This is a genomic window from bacterium, from assembly GCA_035295165.1.
Classification (GTDB): Bacteria; Sysuimicrobiota; Sysuimicrobiia; order Sysuimicrobiales; family Segetimicrobiaceae; genus JAJPIA01.
The window spans coordinates 14,582-34,214 of the sequence record DATGJN010000007.1 but is presented as its reverse complement, the minus strand read 5'-3'; the positions used below and the strand labels follow the sequence as shown (position 1 = coordinate 34,214).

The 19,633-nt window shown below is 69.4% G+C and carries 19 protein-coding genes, 1 tRNA gene and 1 pseudogene; 7 read left to right on the top strand and 14 right to left on the bottom strand.

The features are described 5' to 3' along the window. Positions 1-78 precede the first annotated feature (78 nt). Positions 79-441, top strand: coding sequence for a DUF2628 domain-containing protein (locus tag VKZ50_01265; GenBank protein ID HLJ58343.1), 363 nt, complete (start codon positions 79-81; stop codon positions 439-441). 17 nt (positions 442-458) lie between these two features. On the opposite strand, the gene VKZ50_01260 is transcribed toward VKZ50_01265, so the two are convergent. After that, a complete protein-coding gene (locus VKZ50_01260) occupies positions 459-1,469 on the bottom strand; it encodes a zinc-binding dehydrogenase (GenBank protein HLJ58342.1) in 1,011 nt (336 codons plus the stop codon). Between the two features lie 186 nt (positions 1,470-1,655). After that, positions 1,656-2,189 (bottom strand): YceI family protein, encoded by a 534-nt coding sequence (locus VKZ50_01255; GenBank protein HLJ58341.1) that lies wholly within the window; start codon positions 2,187-2,189, stop codon positions 1,656-1,658. A 109-nt stretch (positions 2,190-2,298) separates the two neighbouring features. Here VKZ50_01255 and VKZ50_01250 point away from each other — a divergent pair. Continuing rightward, positions 2,299-2,613: pseudogene (locus VKZ50_01250) on the top strand (helix-turn-helix domain-containing protein). Between the two features lie 167 nt (positions 2,614-2,780). On the opposite strand, the gene VKZ50_01245 reads toward VKZ50_01250, so the two are convergent. Continuing rightward, complete coding sequence (locus tag VKZ50_01245; protein HLJ58340.1) at positions 2,781-4,397, bottom strand: MFS transporter; 1,617 nt, start codon at positions 4,395-4,397, stop codon at positions 2,781-2,783. A 295-nt stretch (positions 4,398-4,692) separates the two neighbouring features. Between VKZ50_01245 and VKZ50_01240 the strand changes: the two genes are divergently transcribed. Further along, positions 4,693-5,982: an HlyD family efflux transporter periplasmic adaptor subunit gene (locus VKZ50_01240; protein HLJ58339.1), complete on the top strand. Its 1,290-nt coding sequence runs from the start codon at positions 4,693-4,695 to the stop codon at positions 5,980-5,982. Positions 5,983-6,014: 32 nt separating this feature from the next. Then, complete coding sequence (locus VKZ50_01235) at positions 6,015-7,136, top strand: potassium channel family protein (GenBank protein ID HLJ58338.1); 1,122 nt, start codon at positions 6,015-6,017, stop codon at positions 7,134-7,136. 8 nt (positions 7,137-7,144) lie between these two features. Here the strand turns inward: VKZ50_01235 and VKZ50_01230 are convergent, their stop codons facing one another. The 3 genes from VKZ50_01230 to VKZ50_01220 form a co-directional block, all read right to left on the bottom strand. Continuing rightward, a complete protein-coding gene (locus tag VKZ50_01230) occupies positions 7,145-7,339 on the bottom strand; it encodes a hypothetical protein (GenBank protein HLJ58337.1) in 195 nt (64 codons plus the stop codon). Positions 7,340-7,433: 94 nt separating this feature from the next. Beyond that, positions 7,434-8,960, bottom strand: a complete 1,527-nt coding sequence (locus VKZ50_01225) for an O-antigen polymerase (GenBank protein HLJ58336.1) — start codon at positions 8,958-8,960, stop codon at positions 7,434-7,436. Beyond that, a complete protein-coding gene (locus VKZ50_01220; protein ID HLJ58335.1) occupies positions 8,957-9,760 on the bottom strand; it encodes a hypothetical protein in 804 nt (267 codons plus the stop codon). The genes VKZ50_01225 and VKZ50_01220 overlap by 4 nt, the downstream gene beginning before the upstream one ends. Before the next feature lie 294 nt (positions 9,761-10,054). Between VKZ50_01220 and VKZ50_01215 the strand changes: the two genes are divergently transcribed. After that, positions 10,055-10,489 (top strand): STAS domain-containing protein, encoded by a 435-nt coding sequence (locus tag VKZ50_01215; GenBank protein HLJ58334.1) that lies wholly within the window; start codon positions 10,055-10,057, stop codon positions 10,487-10,489. Between the two features lie 192 nt (positions 10,490-10,681). Here VKZ50_01215 and VKZ50_01210 read toward each other — a convergent pair whose 3' ends face one another. Then, a complete protein-coding gene (locus tag VKZ50_01210) occupies positions 10,682-10,876 on the bottom strand; it encodes a hypothetical protein (GenBank protein HLJ58333.1) in 195 nt (64 codons plus the stop codon). A gap of 285 nt (positions 10,877-11,161) precedes the next feature. After that, positions 11,162-11,237: transfer RNA gene (locus VKZ50_01205), tRNA-Thr, on the bottom strand. 195 nt (positions 11,238-11,432) lie between these two features. On the opposite strand from VKZ50_01205, the gene moaA reads away from it, so the two are divergent. Continuing rightward, positions 11,433-12,407 carry a GTP 3',8-cyclase MoaA gene (gene moaA / locus VKZ50_01200; GenBank protein ID HLJ58332.1) on the top strand — a complete coding sequence of 325 codons (975 nt, stop codon included), beginning with the start codon at positions 11,433-11,435 and terminating at the stop codon, positions 12,405-12,407. Between the two features lie 125 nt (positions 12,408-12,532). Here the strand turns inward: moaA and sigH are convergent, their stop codons facing one another. The 5 genes from sigH to ispD all read right to left on the bottom strand — a co-directional run bounded on the left by sigH (position 12,533) and on the right by ispD (position 17,437). After that, positions 12,533-13,177 (bottom strand): RNA polymerase sporulation sigma factor SigH, encoded by a 645-nt coding sequence (gene sigH / locus VKZ50_01195; protein ID HLJ58331.1) that lies wholly within the window; start codon positions 13,175-13,177, stop codon positions 12,533-12,535. A 220-nt stretch (positions 13,178-13,397) separates the two neighbouring features. Further along, positions 13,398-14,195 carry a 23S rRNA (guanosine(2251)-2'-O)-methyltransferase RlmB gene (gene rlmB / locus VKZ50_01190; protein ID HLJ58330.1) on the bottom strand — a complete coding sequence of 266 codons (798 nt, stop codon included), beginning with the start codon at positions 14,193-14,195 and terminating at the stop codon, positions 13,398-13,400. Next, positions 14,180-15,817, bottom strand: coding sequence for a cysteine--tRNA ligase (gene cysS, locus VKZ50_01185; GenBank protein ID HLJ58329.1), 1,638 nt, complete (start codon positions 15,815-15,817; stop codon positions 14,180-14,182). The genes rlmB and cysS overlap by 16 nt, the downstream gene beginning before the upstream one ends. 16 nt (positions 15,818-15,833) lie before the next feature. Continuing rightward, positions 15,834-16,124, bottom strand: a complete 291-nt coding sequence (locus VKZ50_01180; GenBank protein HLJ58328.1) for a hypothetical protein — start codon at positions 16,122-16,124, stop codon at positions 15,834-15,836. A gap of 83 nt (positions 16,125-16,207) precedes the next feature. Further along, positions 16,208-17,437 (bottom strand): 2-C-methyl-D-erythritol 4-phosphate cytidylyltransferase, encoded by a 1,230-nt coding sequence (gene ispD, locus VKZ50_01175; GenBank protein HLJ58327.1) that lies wholly within the window; start codon positions 17,435-17,437, stop codon positions 16,208-16,210. Between the two features lie 286 nt (positions 17,438-17,723). Between ispD and VKZ50_01170 the strand changes: the two genes are divergently transcribed. Further along, on the top strand, positions 17,724-18,116 hold the full coding sequence (locus VKZ50_01170; GenBank protein HLJ58326.1) for a DUF1573 domain-containing protein: 393 nt from the start codon (positions 17,724-17,726) through the stop codon (positions 18,114-18,116). A gap of 30 nt (positions 18,117-18,146) precedes the next feature. Here the strand turns inward: VKZ50_01170 and radA are convergent, their stop codons facing one another. Beyond that, complete coding sequence (gene radA, locus VKZ50_01165; GenBank protein HLJ58325.1) at positions 18,147-19,562, bottom strand: DNA repair protein RadA; 1,416 nt, start codon at positions 19,560-19,562, stop codon at positions 18,147-18,149. Positions 19,563-19,633: the final 71 nt, after the last annotated feature.

The window sequence follows — 19,633 nt, the reverse complement described above, 5'->3', positions numbered from 1 at the left end:
GAGATTCGTCGCAACACCGCGAAATACCACCCGGAGGCGGCCCGGCCGCCGAGATTCGAGGATCGACGAGGTGTGCGTGTGGAAGCGTCGGCGATCGCGACGTTCGGCCTTATCCTGTTCGGTCTGCTGGTCTTCTTCATCTGGCTGACGCAGGCGTTGTCGCACTACCAGCCGCTCAGGGTCGGTGCGTCGCCCACGGAGTTCGTGGCGCGGGACGTGCTGGGTCACGTGACGCCGCCGAAGCTCGGCTGGAACTGGTGGGCGTTCTTCCTCGGCCCGGTGTGGTTCATCGCGGAAGGCATCTGGTTCCACGGGATCATCCTGCTCCTGCTCGCGACACTCTCGGGCGGCGTCCTGTTGCCGTTCGTCATGGTCTACTCGGCCATGAAATCGCGCGAGACCCTCGAGGACCGGCGCATCGCCAGGCACACCTTCTACTGAGGCCGAGGGCGCCGCGGCTACGCGATCCGGAGCACGATCTTCCCGAACTGTGCCGCCTGCGCCATGTGCGCGAGTGCCTGCCCCGCCTCGGCCAGGGGGTAGACGCGGTCCACGACGGGGCGGAGCCGGGCTTGATCGAATAAGGCCAGCATCCCTCGGAAATCCTCGGGGGACCCCATCTTCGTCCCGAGCACGTCGAGGAGTTTCCAGAAGATCCGGCGCACCGTCAGTTGGGGCACGGGACCAAGCGTTGCCCCGTATGTTACCACGCGTCCTCCGGAACGGACCGCGTCCAGCGCTTGATCGAACGGCGCGCCACCGGTGCCATCCACGATCAGGTCCGGCCCGGCGCCTCCGGTGGCCTCCTTGGCCAGCGTGACCCAATCGGCTGTCTGATAGTTGAACCCGGCGTCGGCGCCCAAGGCCCGCGCGCGTTCCAGTTTGGCGTCGCTGCTCGACGTCACGAGCACCCGCGCGCCGGCGTGCTTGGCAATCAGCAGCGCGAACGTCGCGACGCCGCCGCCGATCCCGAGCACGAGCACCGTCTCGCCTCGTTGCACGCGGCCTCGCGTCACCACGGCGCGGTACGCGGTCAGCCCCGCGAGCGGAAGCGCCGCCGCCGCCTCGTCCGACAGGCCGGCCGGCACGGGGAAGACGTTTGCGGCCGGCACGGTGACCATGCCCGCAAACGTGCCGTTCTCGGGCAGTCCAAGGATGCGCCACCGGGGGCCCTCGACGCGCGTGTCGTCGCCCCACTCGAGACTGGGGTTGATGACGACCGGGTCTCCCTGCCGCACCCCCGTCACGCCCGGGCCGACCGCGGCGACCACACCCACCCCGTCGGAACCCGGAATGATCGGGAAGCGAAGCCCGGCATACTGACCTTGGCAGATGAAGAGATCGCGGTGATTCAGCGCGGCGGCCCGCAGGCGCACCACGACCTGTCCCGCCGACGGAACCGGATCCGGGACGTCCTCCAAGCGGAGCATATCGGGGTTGCCCACGCCATGCAGCACGATCGCTTTCACGGTCCGTCCCCCTCTCGCGTGCCTCCGGTTAGACCTTCACCGAGACAAGCGTCGGTTCCCGCGCAACCGGCAGCGCAGCGCCTCCGCGCCCGCCGGTCGAGGGCATCCGCGACGACGAAGGGCGGGGCCCCAAGGGAGCCCCGCCCTCATGTTTCCTCGGTCGCGCGACAGGCGACCGCGGCGATCCTACCGTGCCGCGACCGACGCGGCCGCCACCGCCTCGATATCGAACGTGAACTGCACATCGTCGCCGACGAGCCACCCGCCCAGCTCCAACGCCTTGTTCCAGTTCAGCCCCCACTCCTTCCGGTTCAGCTTTCCCTTCCCGGTCGCAGCGGCACGGGTGTTGCCCCACGGGTCCTTGACGGGGTCTGTGACGTCGACCTCGAAACTGACCGGGCGCGTCGTGTCGCGGATCTTCAGATCCCCGCTGACGAGATATCGTCCCTGACCGCGAGACGACACCGCCGTGCTCCTGAACCGGATCTCAGGATACTTCTCAACGTCGAAGAAGTCTCCCGAGCGCAGGTGTTGGTCCCGCTGAGGCTCACCTGTATCGATGCTCGCGGCGTCGACAGCGATGTTGAGGCCACGCAGCGTACTGTTCGCCTCGGCGATCTCTGCGTTGAACTTCTTGAACCGTCCCCGGACGGTTGAGATCCCCATGTGTCTGATGGAAAAATCGAGGTGCGAGTGGCTCGGATCGATGGTCCACGGCATTGACGTCCCTCCCTGTCTGGTCCGTTTGTCTATGTGCACAGTATCATGGAGTACTCGAAATAGTCAAGTACTTGATATTTGTGCGACGGCGTGCTACCGTTGCGTGGAGATGGCACACGACGACGCGGCATTCTGCCCGGCCTCCCGGGCCATCAATCTCCTGCAGGAGAAATGGGTGCTCCACATCGTGCGCACCCTCCTGGACGGCCCACGGGGGTTCAACGACCTGAGCCGGGCGATCGGCGGATGCAACACGACGACGCTGGCGCAGCGGCTGGACGGGCTGGAGTCGCTCGGGGTCGTGAAGAAGACCGTCCACTCCGTGATGCCGCCGAAGACGAGCTACGAGCTGACCCCGCGGGGCGTTGAGCTCGACGCCGTGATCCAGGCGATCGATCGCTGGGCCCGCCGTCACCTTGCGGCGGAGGCCGCGTCTGAAAACCGCCAGCCGGTCCCACGCGCCGCCGTCTCGGCTCGCGCTGGGATGCTGCCCGCGCGCAGCGCAGGGATGAACCGCCGGCGAGCCTGAGGGCGTGGCGGCGCCTCCGAGGGGCGTGGTGCCGCGCGGTCGCGGGCGGCGTTCCTCCGGGGCTACGGCTCCGAGTCCTGCGGCACCGCGTGCGACGCGCGTCGCCAGTGCCTGCTTACGGACCGTACCGGGCGCGCCGAGACGGTCCCTCCTCCGCGAATCCCAATCGCGTTGATCAGCGCCCCAAGGGACAACAACGCGGCCCCGAGCAGCATCGCGAGATGAAACCCGAACGCCGACGCCGCGCGTGCGGCGGCCGCCGCCGCGGCGGGAGCGCCCGGCGCCGGCGCGTTCAGCGGGGCCAGCAACTGGCGCACATGGGGTGACCCGACCTCCAACCCAGGCGCGCGGGCCGCGAGCGCCGAGTAGAACGCCGCGGTGATCACGACGAACGCGATCGCGCCGATGAGTTGCGGCCCAAGTTCGGCGACCGCGTTGTTGATCGCGGAAGCCAGTCCCGCGTGCCGCGCCTCCACCGACGTCATGAGGGTCGTCGTCAGCGGCGCGACCATGATCATCAGCCCCGCGCCGAACACGAGCAGCCCAGGCAGGAAGTCGACCGCGTATCCCCACGGCGGAAGATACGTCCCAGGATCCGCGGGGCGCAACCGCCACATCGGGCTCGACGCGGGCACCCGCGCGAGCCACAGCACGCCGAGCGCAATCAACGCCGGGCCGCCCGCCATGAACCAGCGCGGGCCATACCGCGCGGCGAGCACGCCGAACCGCGCCGAGAACAGCGCCAGCAGCACGCTCACGGGCAGCGTCGCGAGCCCAACCGCGGCGGCGGTATACCCGAGCGTCCCCTGCATGAACAGCGGCAGGCAGTAGAATACGACCGCGAACGCGCCGTAGATGACGAACGTCGAGAGATTGGTCACCGTGAAGTTACGCGACCGGAACAGTTCCGGCGGCACCAGAGGGTGGGGACGGCGCGTCATCAACGGCACCAGCGCCACCGCGGCCGCGACGCCGACCGCGAGCGCGACGAACGCCATGGGATCCCGCCAGGCCCGCTGCTGTCCGTAGATCGCGCCGAAGACGAGACCGCCGATCGCGAGCGCGGCCGTGATCGTGCCCGGGATGTCGAACCCGCGGGCCGCCTGCGGATCGCGGCTCTCCCGGACGTGGCGTGCCACCACCCACACCGCGAGCGCCACGAACGGGAGGTTCATGAGAAACGCCGCCCGCCACGTCAGCGTGTCGACGAGCACGCCGCCGATGAACGGCCCGAGGATGGTGATCGCGGCCGCCGCGCCGGACCAGATGCCGAACGCGCGCCCCTGCTCTTCCCCCGTGAACGTCGTCGTAATCAGCGAGAGCGCGCCCGGCACGAGGAACGCGCCCGCCGCGCCTTGGAGCACGCGAAACACCACCAACAGTTCGAGCGTCGGAGCGAGGCCGCAGAGGAGCGACGTCGCGCCGAATCCGAGAATCCCGATCGCGAACATCCGCCGGCGGCCGTAGTAGTCAGTCAGGGCGCCCGCGAGAATGAGCAGCGCGCTCAACGTGAGCAGGTAGCCGTTGTAGACGTACGTCTGTCCCTCGAGCACCCCGAGGTGTGCATGCGGGAGTTCGCGCCCGATGCGGGGAAGCGCCACGGTCACCACGCTCGAGTCGAGGTACGTGATGCCCGACCCGAGCACCGCTGCGACGAGCGTCCAACTCTTCGACGTCACTGCCTCATGATACCATCGGGGGGCCAACGTTGACGGAGGTGTCGTTGACGCACGTCGGGGCATACAATCCCATGAACGAACGTTCAGTCATGGTGCCGCAGCCCGCGGGCGAGATCGGATGGATCGAGGCGTGCCCAACGCGTTCCGTTCGTGGGAGAGTGGCCATCATGTCGGGTCGGAACGCCACCAGATGACGCCAGAACACCCAGGGACCCCAGGAGATCGGTCCGGCGCGCCCGCATCCGGTCCCCCCTCTCCCGCTCCAGGAGGGACCGCGCAGACGAGCCGAAACGGAGTGGCGCGCCGGACTTGGGTCTTCGTCGTCGCGCTGATCGTCGTCGCCGCCGCGGTCGTCTATGCGATGCACTACTTCAGCGACGCCGCCGTTCATCCGAGCACCGATGATGCGTACGTCCAGGGCGACACGGTGCTCGTCAGCGCCAAGATCGCCGGCCGCGTCCTGCGCGTCTCCGTGCAGGGGTCCGAGCGCGTCGCACAGGGACAGGTTCTGGTCGAGCTCGACCCCACCGACGCGCGGATCGCGGCGGAACAGGACCTCGCGGCGATCCGGGCCGCCGAAGCGAACGTGGCCCAGGCCCGCGCCGCGCTGGTCACGCAACAGAGCCAGACCGCGGCGAGCGTGGCGCAGGCCAACGCGACGCTCGCCGCCGCGGACGCGCACGTGCCGCAGACGCAGACCACGGTCGCCATACAGGAGCGAACCCTCCGGCAGGCCGTGTTGCAGGCGGAGGCGCAGTTGAGCGCGGCGCAGGGGCAGGCGGTGTCCGCGCGCTCGGCCCTTGCAACCGCGCAGCGCACGCTGTCGCGGGACAAGACGCTGCTGGCCCAGGGGGCGGTCGCGCAGCAGGATGTCGATCAAGCGCAGGCGGCGTACGACGCGGCCGTGGCCCAAGACCGGGGCGCGCGGGATGCCGTCACGCAGGCGCGCGCCGCGCTCGCATCCGCCGAGGCCAACCAGATGCAGGTCGAGATCAGCCGTCAGGACATCACCGGCGCCCTGGCCCAACGCCGGCAGGCCCAGGCGGGGGTGGCGAGCGCACAGACCGGCTTCGATGTGACGCGGGAACGGCAAGCCCAACTCGCGTCGGCCGAGGCGGCGGTCGCTCAAGCGCAGGCACAACTCGCGGCCGTGCAAGAGCAACTACAGGATACCCGTATCGTCGCGTCGGTGGACGGCGTCGTCGCGAACCAGGTTCCGGTCCAGCCCGGCCAGGTCGTCCAGCCGGGGCAGACGCTCCTGACCATCGTGCGGCTGCACAAGTGGGTGGAAGCGAACTTCAAGGAAACCCAGCTCACGAGGGTCCGCGTCGGCCAGCCAGCCACGGTACGGGTCGATCTGCTGCGACAGACGTTCCACGGCCGTGTGGAGCGCCTCGGCCCCGCGACCGGCGCCGCGCTCTCGTTGTTGCCGCCGCAGAACGCGACCGGGAACTTCACCAAGGTCGTGCAGCGTGTGCCGATCAGGATCGCGCTCGACGACGCGCCAACCGACCTGCAGCTTGGGCTGTCGGTCGAGGTGACGATCGATACGACGCGGAACCTAGCAACGAACGCCGCACGCTGACGGGGCACTGGGGCCTGTTCGGGGGGAAACCGATGGCGGACGTGGCCGGCATCGCCGGTGTCCTCATCATCCTGATCGTCCTGTGGGATGCGTTCGAAACCATGATTCTGCCGCGCCGGGTGACGCGGCGGGTCCGGCTGACCCGGATGATCATCGTCTCCGGGTGGAAATTCTGGAGGATCCTCGCCCGACGGACCCTTCACCGTCCGCGCCGCGAGGCGCTGCTCAGCTATTTCGGGCCGCTCGCCGTGATTGCGCTCTTCGGCACCTGGGCGCTCGGTCTGATCGTCGGATTCGCGTTGGTGCAGACCGCGTTTGGATCTCGGTTGGCGACGCCCGAGGGCGCGGTGCGGTTCAGCACCGATCTCTACATGAGCGGCACGACGTTCTTCACCCTCGGCCTCGGCGACGTCGTGCCCCGTTCCGGTCCGGCGCGCTTCATCACCGTGCTCGAATCCGGCCTCGGCCTCGGGTTCCTCGCCTTGGTGATTTCGTACCTGCCGGTGCTGTACCAAGGGTTCTCGCGGCGTGAGACGCGGGTATCCCTGCTGGATGCCTGGGCGGGCTCCCCGCCCACGGCCGGCGAGCTGCTGCGGCGGCTGGGCCCGGACGGCCGGGACACGCTGCTCGCGCCGTTCCTCCAGGAGTGGGAGCTGTGGTCCGCGCAACTGCTCGAGTCGATGATCTCCTATCCGATCCTCGGGTACTTCCGATCGCAACACGACAACCAGTCGTGGTTGTCGGCGCTGACCGCGGTACTCGACGCGTGCGCGGTGCTCATATCCAGCGTCGAGGGCGCGCCGGTGAGAAGTGCGTCGCTCACGTTCGCGATGGCGCGCCACGCCGTCGTGGATCTCTGCCAGATTCTAGGTGCGCCACCGCGGTTCCCGAGCCGGGACCGCCTTCCGCCAACGGATCTCACGCGTCTCTGGAAGCAACTGGGCGACGCCGGGGTGGCGATGCGCAACGACGCGGCATCGGCCGCGCGGTTGCAAGAGCTTCGCGAGATGTATGAACCGTATGTGCACGGCCTGGCGCGACGCCTGCTCCTCCCGCTCCCGCCCTGGCTCCCCGCGGACGGCGTGCGGGACAATTGGCAGCGCACCGCGTGGCGAAGCATCGGCACGGAGCACGACGAGCCGGACGACCGCTGAGCGGCGCGCTACGCCCCCCGCCCGCGCACGCGTCCGAGTGACGCCAGCACCGACAGGCCGGCGAGCCCCACGACCGCGCCCGCCATCGCCCAGAATCTGGACCCCGTCATGAAGCTGCCGGGCAGGATGCGGATGCCCTGCAGGAACCACACCCCGCCGATCGCCATCATCACCACGCCCAGCACCGCGCGTCCCCAGCGCATCGCCCTGCCCCCTCGCCCGCCCTGCACGCCCGTCCGCGCCGTGCACGGATCGGTCAGTACCGCGACCGGGGCGGCGGCCGCGTGGCCGTGCGCACTACGAACCTGCCTCCGGCGCGACCGCGGCGGGGGCGGTCACGACGCGCCGCTCCCTCGCAGAGGACGCCATCCACATCAGCAGCACGAAGAGCACCAAGAACTGCTTGAGCATCAGCGCGTAGTCCGCGAACGCGGTGAACTCCACGAAGGTCAGGACGAAGACGCCGTACAAGATCACCCCGATAGGAGAGGGAGCGCCCGGGCGCGCCGCAATGAGATAGGTGTAGACGAGCCGCGCGAGCACGCCTTCGATCCACATCCCGAGCACCACCCCCGGCAGCCAGAAGTCGAGATACAGCTCGCCGAGACGCGTCGGCGCGACCGACGTCAGGGTGTCCCCGGGATGAATGAGGTGGTACTGGTGGGCGAACGCCACGCCGCCAACGCTCGTCGCGGGTTTGCGGATGAGGAACCTCGGCGGCGCCAACGAGGTCCAGAACGGTTCGAACGTGCGGCCCCACGCAAACGGCCACTCCGACGGCGTCCGGCGAACGATCGCGGCCACGATCTGGACCATGTTCAACCGCTCGGCGAACGTCCGCACCGACAGCGAGGCGAGGTGCACGACCCCGAGCCCGGCCAAACTGTGCCAGGTGTCGACGGCGGCGTGCCGCAACGCCCCGACCGACGCGGAGGATGGATGGAGCAGGTTCGTGTTGGCCTCGCTGGCTAAGGCGGTCCGGTAGACGTTCAAGACGGGGAAGATCAGCAGCACGGCGACGAGGCCGGCCGCCACGACGAGGTTCCACCGGATGCGTCCGAGCATGTAGTGCGCCGCGATTACGGGCACGAGCAGCGCTGCCAGTGCCGGCTGCCGCCAGCCGCTCGGGAGGGCGTACGCGAGCTGGGCGACGAGCAGAGCCAGAAACGCCGCCTGCCAGAGCCGCGACGGCCGTCCGGCGCGGACACGCTCGTAGTGTCTCGTCGCGGCGAACAGCAGCGCAACGATGGCGAATCCCGCGAGCCAACCCGCGGTGGTCGACCACTGCGTCGCGATCTGGGTGCGAAACGTGTGGAGGTAGCCTCCCTTGAGCACGAAGAGGATCTGCGCGGACCATCCGACCAGCGCGAGCACGGCCGTCCCCGCGGCAACCTTCGGCCCATCCCAGCGGGGCGGCACCGGCGGAAGCGCCCGCGCCACCCCCGCACCCGGTCCGGTGTAGTAACCGAGAAGCCAGGCGGCGAGTCCTATCGCGGCGACGCCGAGCGCCGCGGGGAACCACGCCAGCGACACCGCGGGATCGAACTCGAGCCCGACCGCGAGCGCCATTACCGCCCCGACGGGAAACCCCATGCCATAGAAGAAGCTGACGAGGATCGCGGGCTCGAACGGATCGATCCGCCCCCGACCGGCCGCGACCACGATGGGCACCCACAGCAGCGCCGTGACCGCCGCGACGCCGAGGGCGAGGGGCGCGTGGGCGGGCCATACGCAGCCCCAGAGGAGGATGCCGATCACGCTGCACGCGCCGGACCCCGCGGCGGCGACCACGCCGGGCGTCCGGGCCGGTGCGGAGACGCTCACTCCGTCGCCGTGCGGCGGAGTCCGTCGCGGACTAGGACCACCGCGATGGCCAGGACGAACCCGGAGGTGGCGCCAAACCATGCGTACAGCACGCGCCCGGCGGTGACCGGGGCGACCGGCCGGGCCGCCCGCTCGACCATGGTCGCCTTCGGCGGCGACGCCTTCTGGTTGGCCTCAAGGAGCACGATCTGTTGCTCCAACGTCTTGGCCGCGTCGAACGCGGCCTGGCGTCGAACCTGCGCGGGCGCCGTGCCATCGGCCGGAGATACCCCGGTCGCGGCGGGCGCGGCAAGCAGCGCGTTGGTCTCGACCAGGGTGCGACGGAGCCGGGTCAGCGTCGCGTCCTGCTCGAGCGCGACAAACCGCGCCGCCCGGTCGGCGAGCACCGCAGCCGCGGCGTCGGCGATCCGCGGAGCGAGATCAGGCGAAGCGCTCCGGGCGGTGACCTCGTACAGACCGATATCGCCGGCCGGAATCACAAGCAGATCGCGCCGGAGTGCGGCGGGCGTCACCTGTCCCTGCGCGCCCGCGAGCGCGACGATGCGGTCGAGCACGTCCGCCCCGCCGAGCCACTTCTCCAGCACGTCGACATTGAGGCGGGGCCGCACGGAATGCGGGGTATCCCACGAGACCGAGCCGCCGATGTCGGCGAGTTGCTCGACCTGAAACACCGCGGTCGCCTCGTACGCGGGGCGGGTGAGCACGCCCGCGATCACCCCGGCGGCCGTGCACACCGCGAACACCGCCGCACCCAGCCGCCAGGAGCGGCTCAGCGCTGCCCAGAACTCGCTGATCGTCATCGCAGCGGCGCTCCGCGGGTCACCCGGTTCGGGGCGCGGCCTCGCACCGGGCCGCGCCCGCGAGGTCGCACAGGGAACACACCCTCGACGGGAGCCGAGTCGGGGACCTCCCTCATGGCGAGCATGGCCACCCACTTCGTCAGGGTCGGTCACTCCCCTTCCCACGGCGGCCGCCGGATGCGCGCGCGCGGGGAACGCGTTATCCGTGGTGGCGTCGACGATCCGACGGTGCTCGATCGGGGCGGGCGCGCCGCCACGATGAGACAAGATGCTCGCCGACGTGGACGTTAGCGTGTGATCGTCGTGTTCGATGTCATGCCGTGGGGTCGTCTTTTGGTTCCCGTTGAGTGGGGAAGCGACAATCCCTTGCACTGCACGTTGGATAAGCGGGAAACGATTAACGTCGTGACGGTGCGTGGGGAAGTCGATCTCAGCAACGTGCACACCCTGGAAGACGTCTGCGACCAGGGACTCCGGAGCAGCAGCTTGCCGCTCATCGTCGATTTGTCGCGCGTGGCGTACATCGATAGCACCGGCCTGAACACGCTGATCAAGGTGCACGACCGGTGTCACGCCCGACGAGTCGAATTCGCGGTCACGTTCACGTCGACGTTGATGTGGCGGATCTTCTCGGTCTTGTCGCTCCAACAGAAGATACAGATTTTTCCGACGGTGCAGGCGGCGACCGAGGCGTTACACTGGAGCCCTCCGCCGAAGTTGAACCGGTAGCCCCTCGTGTCGCACACTCGGCGTTGTTCGCGGCGCTGACGAGGCTATCGGATATTCCAGATGGCCAGGGGCGCACGTCTACGGACGGTCGAACGGCCTGCACAACGGCCAGGCACATCGGACCGTCCACGCCCCCTCCCATGCCATGGGAACCGCAGGTTTCGGCGGCTCCGTTCGTTGCGGATCGCGTCCCTATAGATCCAACGGGTGTTCTCTCTCCGTCATCGCCTCCCGAATTGCCACCAGCGTGTTACCGATCCGCTCGAGATGACGGTTCATATTCTTTAGTTCGATCACGACTTGCGCGAAGTCTGCAACCTGCTCGTGTTGTGCCCGGACACTTCGGGACGCTGCAGTCTGCGGTTCTTTCGCAGCCGGAATCGCCATCTGCTGTTCCCTCCCCTGCCCTCTCTGCTGTGTCTTGTGCCCGCGCCCACGATGCCCTAGACGTTCGAGCGTCGACGGACACCCTGATCGGGATCGCACGGCAGCCCGTGGTGGTCCCCTCCCGAGTTTGTCCGCCACCCCGGCGGTCGAACCTCGTCCCGGGGCAGTCCTCGGGCGTTTCACCCGGTGGCCGTGCAGCGTTGCATGAGCACGCGGGACGTTAGGCAATTACGCTGCAGAGAAATCCGTTACTCCCTGAGGGGAAGAATATTCTGAGGTCGGTGGTGGAGCCCTCGACCGGAGTTGAACCGGTAACCCCCTCATTACAAATGAGGTGCTCTGCCGATTGAGCTACGAGGGCCAGAGCGCGCATTGGTAGCATAGCAGAGACCGCAACGCCAGGGCAAGGCAGGGACGTCGTGTCGCAACGGACGCCTCTCGGCGGCCATGCCGGGGGGCGCCCGGGGCGGGACGCCGCCGGGTGTTATAATGGATAGGTGCGGTCGCCGACCCGAAGCCGTGCACACGCGGCGCGGCTGCCCCGATGGGAGCTACGATGCAGGATCAGTATGGTCGGGACATTCGAGATCTGCGCATCTCGCTCACGGACCGCTGCAATCTGCGGTGCGTATATTGCATGCCCGAGGAAATGGTCTTCAAACCTCGCGAGGAGATCCTCACCGACGACGAGATCTTGACGATCCTGCGTGCGGCCGCGGAGCTCGGCGTGCGAAAGGTGCGCCTCACCGGCGGCGAGCCGACCGTGAGGCCGGCGCTCGCGGATCTGGTGAGGCGGGTCGCCGCGATCCCAGGTATTCAGGACGTCGCGATGACGACGAACGGCGTCCGGCTCGGCGCGCTGGCCCGGCTCCTTGCGGAGGCGGGCCTCAAGCGCGTCAACGTCAGCCTGGACAGCCTCGACCCCGAGAAGTTTCGCCGGATCACGCGCTGGGGCAACCTCCAAGACGTGCTCGACGGCTTGGATGCCGCCGAGGCCGCGGGGCTCAGGCCCATCAAGTTGAACGCGGTCGTCGTCCGCGGGTACAACGAGGGCGAGGTCGTCGACCTCGCGCGCCTGACCCTGCAGCGTGACTGGGCCGTGCGATTCATCGAGATGATGCCGTTCGGTAGCGTCGCGGGATTTCAGCAGAACGCGTACGTACCGACCGCCGAGACGATGGCGACGATCGAGGCCGCGCTCGGTCCGCTCGTGCCGCTGGACGTGACCGGATACGACCCGGCGCGCACGTACCGTCTCGGGGATGCCCCCGGGACGCTTGGGTTCATCAGCTCGGTCAGCCAGCCGTTCTGCGCGCAATGCGGGCGGTTGCGGCTCACGGCCGAGGGAAAGCTCCGACTGTGCCTGCTGAGGGACGACGAAGTGGACCTGCGCACACCGCTGCGCGCTGGGGCCACCTACGACGAGATCCGTGAACGGTTTCGCGCCGCGGCGTACCGGAAACCGTGGGGACACGGACTCGCTAGGAACGTGATCCCGCGGCGCCGGGTGATGTCCCAGATCGGCGGCTGACCGGCGGCGGCGCGCTCCTGGTCGCGTATGAAACAGCACCGGCCCCGCGAGTCGCGGGGCCGGTGCTGCTGTTGAGATCGAGAGGGTGGGACCCTCGAACCGGCCGGCGCCGGTTGCGAACGACCCTACTCTTCCTCGCCCTCCAGGTTCCGTTCCAGCTTGCGCTTGACCCGCTGCAGCGCGTTGTCGATGGACTTCACGTGCCGGTGCAGCTCGGTGGCCATCTCCTGGTACGACTTGCCTTCCAGGTAGGCCGTCAACACGCGGCACTCGAGATCGCTCAGATTCTTCCGGATGCGCTCCCGCATCGTCTGGGAGGCTTCCTGGTTGATCACCAACTCCTCGGGATCCGACACCTTGATGCTGCTGATCACGTCGAGCAGCGTTCTATCGGAGTCCTCGTCGTAGATGGGCTTGTTCAGCGAGATGTACGAGTTGAGCGGGATGTGTTTTTGCCGGGTCGCTGTCTTGATCGCGGTGATGATCTGGCGGGTGATGCACAACTCAGCGAACGCGCGGAACGAGGACAGCTTCTCCCGGCGGAAATCCCGGATCGCTTTGTAGAGGCCGATCATGCCTTCCTGGATGATGTCCTCGCGATCGGCGCCGATCAGGAAGTACGCTTTGGCTTTGACGCGGACGAAGTTGCGGTACTTGTTGATTAAGAACTCAGCAGCGAACTCGTCTCCACTCTTCGCGCAATCCACGAGCTGTTCATCGACCATTTCTTGGTATGACGGGATCACGACTGGCCTGCGCGCAACTACCACGCCTCTCGCCTCCGCCCGGACTGTCGCCCTGTCGCTGGCCTGCTCTGCCACGTCATGCCTGGCTCGCTCGAACCTCGCTACGGGGACCTGGAACCGCCCGATTGTGTCGGGCGACCGCCGGGGATCCCATCAGGTGCTCGTTTGGGTCGCTCCCGAACGCCACCGTCATTATACGAACGCCGCTACACCGAGTCAATACTAACATGATACATTCCGACGATCACCGAGACATTCCGGACTGCGTCCGCGCCGCATCGCGTCGTCGCGCCACCTCGTACAACAGGAGCGCGGCCGCGACCGAGACGTTGAGCGACTGGACACGCCCCCACAGCGGGATGCGCACAACGCGGTCGCATCGCTCCCGCACGAGCCGGTGAAGCCCACGCCCCTCTCCCCCGACCACGAGTGCAATCGGCGGAACGAGGGACCCACTATCGTATGACTCCGCGGCGCCCGCGTCCGAGCCGACGACCCACACGCCGTCCGCCTTGAGACGCTCCAGTGCGGCCACAAGGTTGGCCACGCCGGCGACGGGCAGGTGCGCGGTCGCGCCGGCGGCCGCCCGCACCGCCGCGGGACCAAGTCCAGCGGCGCGCCGCCGCGGCACGATCACCCCGTGCGCGCCAGCGGCCTCCGCGGTCCGGATCACCGCGCCGAGGTTGTGCGGATCCTCCACGCCGTCGAGCGCGATCAGAAACGGGGCCTCCCCGCGCCCGCCCGCACGCGCGAGCACCTCATCGAGGCCCACGAGCGCCTGCTCCGCGGCGATCGCGGCCACACCTTGATGCCGGACACCGCGGGCCAACAGCTCGAGCCGCCGTCGGTCCACAGACTGCACGGGCACGTGCCTGGCCCGCGCCTCCCGCACGATCATCTCGAGCGGCCCACGCACGTGCGAGCCCGCGGACAGGAGCACTCGCGACATCGGCCGACCCGCCCGCAGCGCTTCGAGCACCGCGTGAGGGCCCAGCAGGACGTTGTCCTCCGGCCGCTCCGACGGCTTCAGCGCACCCGCCACTTGAACCCACCCGGCGTGTCCTCGAGCAGCACGCCGAGTTCCGCAAGACGCGCCCGCACGCGGTCGCCGGTGGCCCAGTCCTTCGCCTGCCGGGCGCGCATGCGCCCCTCCGCGATCAGCTCCACGAGCGGCTGAAACACGGCGTCGGCCGACGGCGCCTGCGCGCCGCCAGCGTCGGCGCCGTCGTCGCCCACGGCAGCGGGCGCTGGCATGGCGGCGAGCCGCGCGGGGTCGAACAGGTCGGGGCGTTCCTGCGCCAACTCCCGTGCGAGCCGGTACAGGGACGCGGCCTGCACCGGGGTCGCAGTCGCGACAAGGCGCAGGCCCAGGACGGCCCCGAGCTCGCGCAGCAGTGCGACCCCGCCGGCAAGCGTCGCCCGCCCGTCCGGCCCGAGCGCCACGCGGCGCTTGGCCACCGCATCCACGACCCGGTTGATCGCGCTCGCGAGGTCGAACAGCGCCGCGAGCCCGCCCGGGGTGTTGAAGTCATCGTCCATCGCGGTCTCGAACCGTGCGCGGATCGCGTCCGGTCCCGCGCGGAGCGCGGCGCCAAGTTCCGCAAACACCCGATCCGGCTCGGCGGCGCCGTCCCGCGGCGCGCCGGCCTGCGATGACGGACCGGCGAGCACATCGTCCGCGTTCTCGAGCGCGGTCCGAAGACGCTCCGCCCCGCGCGTCGCCGCCTCGAGCGCCTCGTCGCTCCACAACGTGGGACTGCGGTAGTGCGACGACAACACGAACACGCGGATCGTGTCGGGATGGAAGCGCTGGAGGGCCTCGCGGATCGACACGATGTTCCCGAGGTGGCGGGTCATCTTCTCCTGGTCGGCGGTCAGCCGGAGGAGCCCGTTGTGCACCCAGTACCGGACGAACGGATGCTTGCCGGTGTATCCCTCCGACTGCGCGATCTCGTTCTCGTGGTGCGGAAACACCACGTCCTGCCCGCCGCCGTGGATGTCGAGCTGCGGCCCGAGCAGCGAGATCGACATCGCCGAGCACTCGATGTGCCATCCGGGGCGCCCCGCGCCCCAGGGGCTGTCCCATTTGGGCTCGTCCGGCTTCGCGGCCTTCCAGAGCACGAAGTCCATGGGGTGCTCCTTGCGAGGATCGACCTCGATCCGCGCGCCCGCCTGCATCTCGTCGAGCGACCGCCCGGAGAGGCGGCCGTAGCGCGGGAACGCCGCGACCCGGAAGAACACGTCTCCGTCCACAGCGTACGCCAAGCCGCGCCGTTCGAGGCCTTGGATGATCTCGATCATCTTCGGCACGGTCTCGGTCGCGCGCGGGTAGTGGTCCGCCCGTCGGATCCCGAGCCCGTCCATCTCTCGGAGAAACCGGTCGATGTACCGCGCCGCGAGCGCTTGGATCGTGGTGCCTTCCTGCCGCGCCGTCTCGATGATGCGGTCTTCAACGTCGGTGAAGTTCTGCACGTGGGTGACGCGATACCCGCGGTATTCGAGATACCGGTGGACCACGTCGAACACCAGGAAGGACATCGCGTGCCCGACGTGTGACGGCCCGTACAGGTTGGGTCCGCACACGTACATCGCCACGCGGCCCGGGACGAGCGGGGCGAACTCCTCTTTCCGTCGGGCCAGCGTGTTGTAGATCTTGAGCGTCATTGCGCCCTCCACCCGCTCACGGCGAGCGGTGCCTCAGTGGAATCGCGGTGAGCTCGGCGACGAGCTCCCACCGGCCTTCGGAGCGCCACGTCTCGGGGTCCGCGGCCGTCACCCGCCGGAGGTCGTAGCACCCACGATCGGCAAGCACACGGAGGTAGCTGGTGCCCAGCTCGGAGCGGCGCTCCAGGATCCGAACGATGTGGTGAAACCTGGTTCCCCGCCAGAATCCGGCCGGTTGCGGACGGCGGGTTCCGGGTTCGAGCTCGACGGTCACGGGTTCGCACACCGCACAACGCTCGATCAGCACGAGGTGTGCGCTCCGGGAGTACTTCTCGCGGACACGCGCCGGTCCCCGCGGCCCTTGGATCCGAGGCGCACGCGTCGACGCCATCACCCGGCCCGGCCGCCGATCGCCGTCGGCGCGAGGGTCGCCACCGCCTGAGCCGCGATCCCCTCTTCGCGTCCCAAGGCGCCCATCCCCTCCAGCGTCGTCGCCTTCAGGTTCACGGCGTCCGCGCCGAGGCCCAGCACCCCGCCGATCGCCGCGCGCATCGCGGGGATGTGCGGCGCGAGCCGCGGAGCCTCCGCCATCACGACGACGTCGACGTGGGCGGCGCGCCACCCGCGCGCGGCCAGCAGGTCGCGCACGTGTCCGAGCAGCGCCAGGCTGTCCGCGCCCGCGTACGCGGGATCGCCAGGCGGAAAGTGTTGCCCGATGTCGCCGCACCCGGCGGCGCCGAGCAGTGCGTCCATGATCGCGTGCACGACGGCGTCCGCGTCCGACCATCCTGCGAGTCCGCGAGGCCACGGGATCTCGACGCCGCCGAGCATGAGCGGGCGACCCTCCACGAACCGGTGTGCGTCGAATCCTAAGCCGACCCGCGCCGTCTGCGCCGGCGCCCCCGCGCGACGCAGCAGCGCTTCCGCGACGGCGAGATCCTCGGGCACGGTGACTTTCAGATTCGCCGGCTCACCCGCGACGAGCCGGACCGGGTGGCCGAGCCGCTCGACCAGCGAGGCATCGTCGGTCCCATGAAACCCCGCGCGCGCAGCCTCGCGGTGCGCGCGTTCGAGCAGCGCGCGATGAAACGCCTGCGGCGTCTGAATTCGGTACAGCTGCGAGCGGTCCAGCGTGGACGCGACCCATCCTTCCTGCCCCCGCTTGATCGTCTCCTCGACCGCCACAGCCGCCGTCGCCGCGCCCGCGGTGGCGGCCGCCGCCGCGACGGCGCGAGCGAGTGACGGTGAGGCGCACGGACGGGCGCCATCATGCACGAGCACCAAGTCCGCGGCGACGGGCAGCGCCTCGAGACCTCTGGCCACGGACGCCTGCCGGTCGGCACCGCCGGGAACCACCGCCGTGACCTTGTCCAGGCCCGCGCTCGCCACCAATTCCCGCATCGCACCGAGCGCGTATGCGGGTCCGACCACCACGATCGCGACGACCTCCTCGACGCGGTGCAGCGTCTCGAGCGCGTACTGCACCAGGGGACGTCCGTGTAGGGGCACGAGTGACTTCGGGACGGCTCCGCGGAAGCGCTCGCCGCGTCCCGCCGCCGGCACGACCGCGCCGACCGCGGCCGGGAGGAGGCTCACCGGGTCACGCCGATCCGTATACACGCCGTCGAACTCATCAGGATCATCCGACAATCGATCACCACGCACACCGTCGCGAACAGTAAACGGCCCGCTCACCGGCGCCCGCCCACACCATCGGCGCGGGGGGGACCGCGACGGGCAGCCCAAGGATTGGATCGCGCGGCCCCCATTATATCACGGCCTCGCGGCGCCCGGAGCCCCACGCGCATCAACAACCGTCCGCGCGGTGCGAACCCGCCGGTTTGCTTGACACTGGGCCGACGCCGCCGCATAATGGGGCCGTTCGAACAGGGGGGGTGTCCCGGTGATGAAGGAAACTCGGCCGCGGTTCCAGGAACAGGTGGACGAGTACTTGATCCGCCACCGCAGCATCCTCGACGTCCTCAGCAAGCTTCAGGAATCCACGGCGCGCGTGAGCCGCGCCGTGGCCAAGGCCGTCACGAGCTGCGGCTGCGTGACCGTCAACGCGGCGAAGCAGCAGTTTCCGACCGACCTGAGTCTCGCGGAGGTCCGAGCTTACCTCGACACGCACGTGTCTGGGACGCTGTGCGAACGGTGCCGCGAGGCGGTGGAAACGGAGATCGGCGCGGCGCTGTTTTATACGGCGGCGCTGTGCAGCATCTTCACACTCGATCTGGACGCGATCCAGAAGAAGGAACACAGCCGGGTAAAGAGCCTCGGCATCTTTACGCTGAAGTAGGGCGGCCGCCGCACCCCGCAGCGGGCCGCGTCAGCCCAGCAACAGTTCCAGCGCCTGGCCGATCCGTGCAACGCCCACGAGCTCGACCCCGGTCGCCTCGTCCGCGTCCATGCCGGCGAGGTTGGCCTGGGGCAGCACCACTCGCCGGAACCCCAGCTTCGCCGCCTCCGCGACCCGCCGGCCGATCTGGCTGACTGCGCGGATCTCGCCCCCGAGTCCCACCTCGCCGACGACCGCGGTGGATCCCTCCACGGCGCGGTCGCGATGGCTTCCCGCGACGGCACAGGCCACGCCCAGATCCGCCGCCGGCTCGTCCACCCGCACCCCGCCCGCGACGCTGACGTACACGTCGCACGCGCCGAGGTGGAGCCCGGCGCGCTTCTCGAGCACCGCGAGCAACAGCAGCATGCGGTTGTAGTCGACGCCGGACGCCGTCCGGCGCGGCATCCCGAACGGCGTCCGCGTCACGAGCGCCTGGACCTCAAGCAGGATCGGACGCGTGCCCTCGATCGCGCAGACGACGGCGGACCCCGGGGCATCGGCGGGACGTTCCGCAAGAAACAACGCCGACGGATCCGGCACCGGCGAGAGCCCGCGCCCGCCCATCGCGAACACGCCGATCTCGTTCGTCGAGCCGAACCGGTTTTTGGTCGCGCGCAACACGCGATACGCGTGATGTCGTTCGCCCTCGAAGTAGAGCACCGTGTCCACCATATGCTCCAACACCCGGGGGCCCGCGATCGCGCCGTCCTTGGTGACGTGGCCGACGATCAGGATCGCGGGGCCGTCCTCGGTCTTCGCCACGCGCAGCAGATCGCCCGTGCACTCCCGGATCTGCCCGACGCTGCCCGGCGCGCCCGGAAGGTCCGGCCGGTACATCGTCTGGATGGAGTCGATGATGACGAGCGCCGCGCGGGTGTCCGCGATCTGCGCGATGATCCGGGTGAGATCCGTCTCCGCGAGCACGAGCAGGCGAGGCGCGTCCACCCCGAGCCGGCCCGCCCGCATCTTCGTCTGCCGCGCCGACTCCTCGCCGGACACGTACAGGACGGCGCGGGCCGCGGCGATGTGATGCGCGATTCCCAACGCGAGCGTGGACTTGCCGACGCCCGGATCGCCGCCGATCAGCACGAGCGATCCCGGCACAAGTCCGCCGCCGAGCACGCGGTCGACCTCGCCGATGCCCACGGCAACACGGGGCTCGTCCCCGAGCGCCACCTCGGTGATCGGCGTCGCGACCGCTGCCGCTCCTCCCCCGGCAGACCCGGTCGCGCGGGCCCGGCCGCCGGCACTCTTCGGGAGTGCCGGCAACACCTCCTCAACGAGTGTGTTCCAGCCGGTGCAGTTCGGGCAGCGCCCGAGCCATTTGGGTGACTCGTAGCCGCAGGCTTGGCATACGTAGACGATCCGCCCAGGCTGCCCGGCATCGCCTCCCAGTCTCGCCACGACACGCTCCCTGTGGATCGGTGTCAGGAGAAGCGGCGGCCCGGGCTGCTCGCCCGGGCCGCCGCACGCTC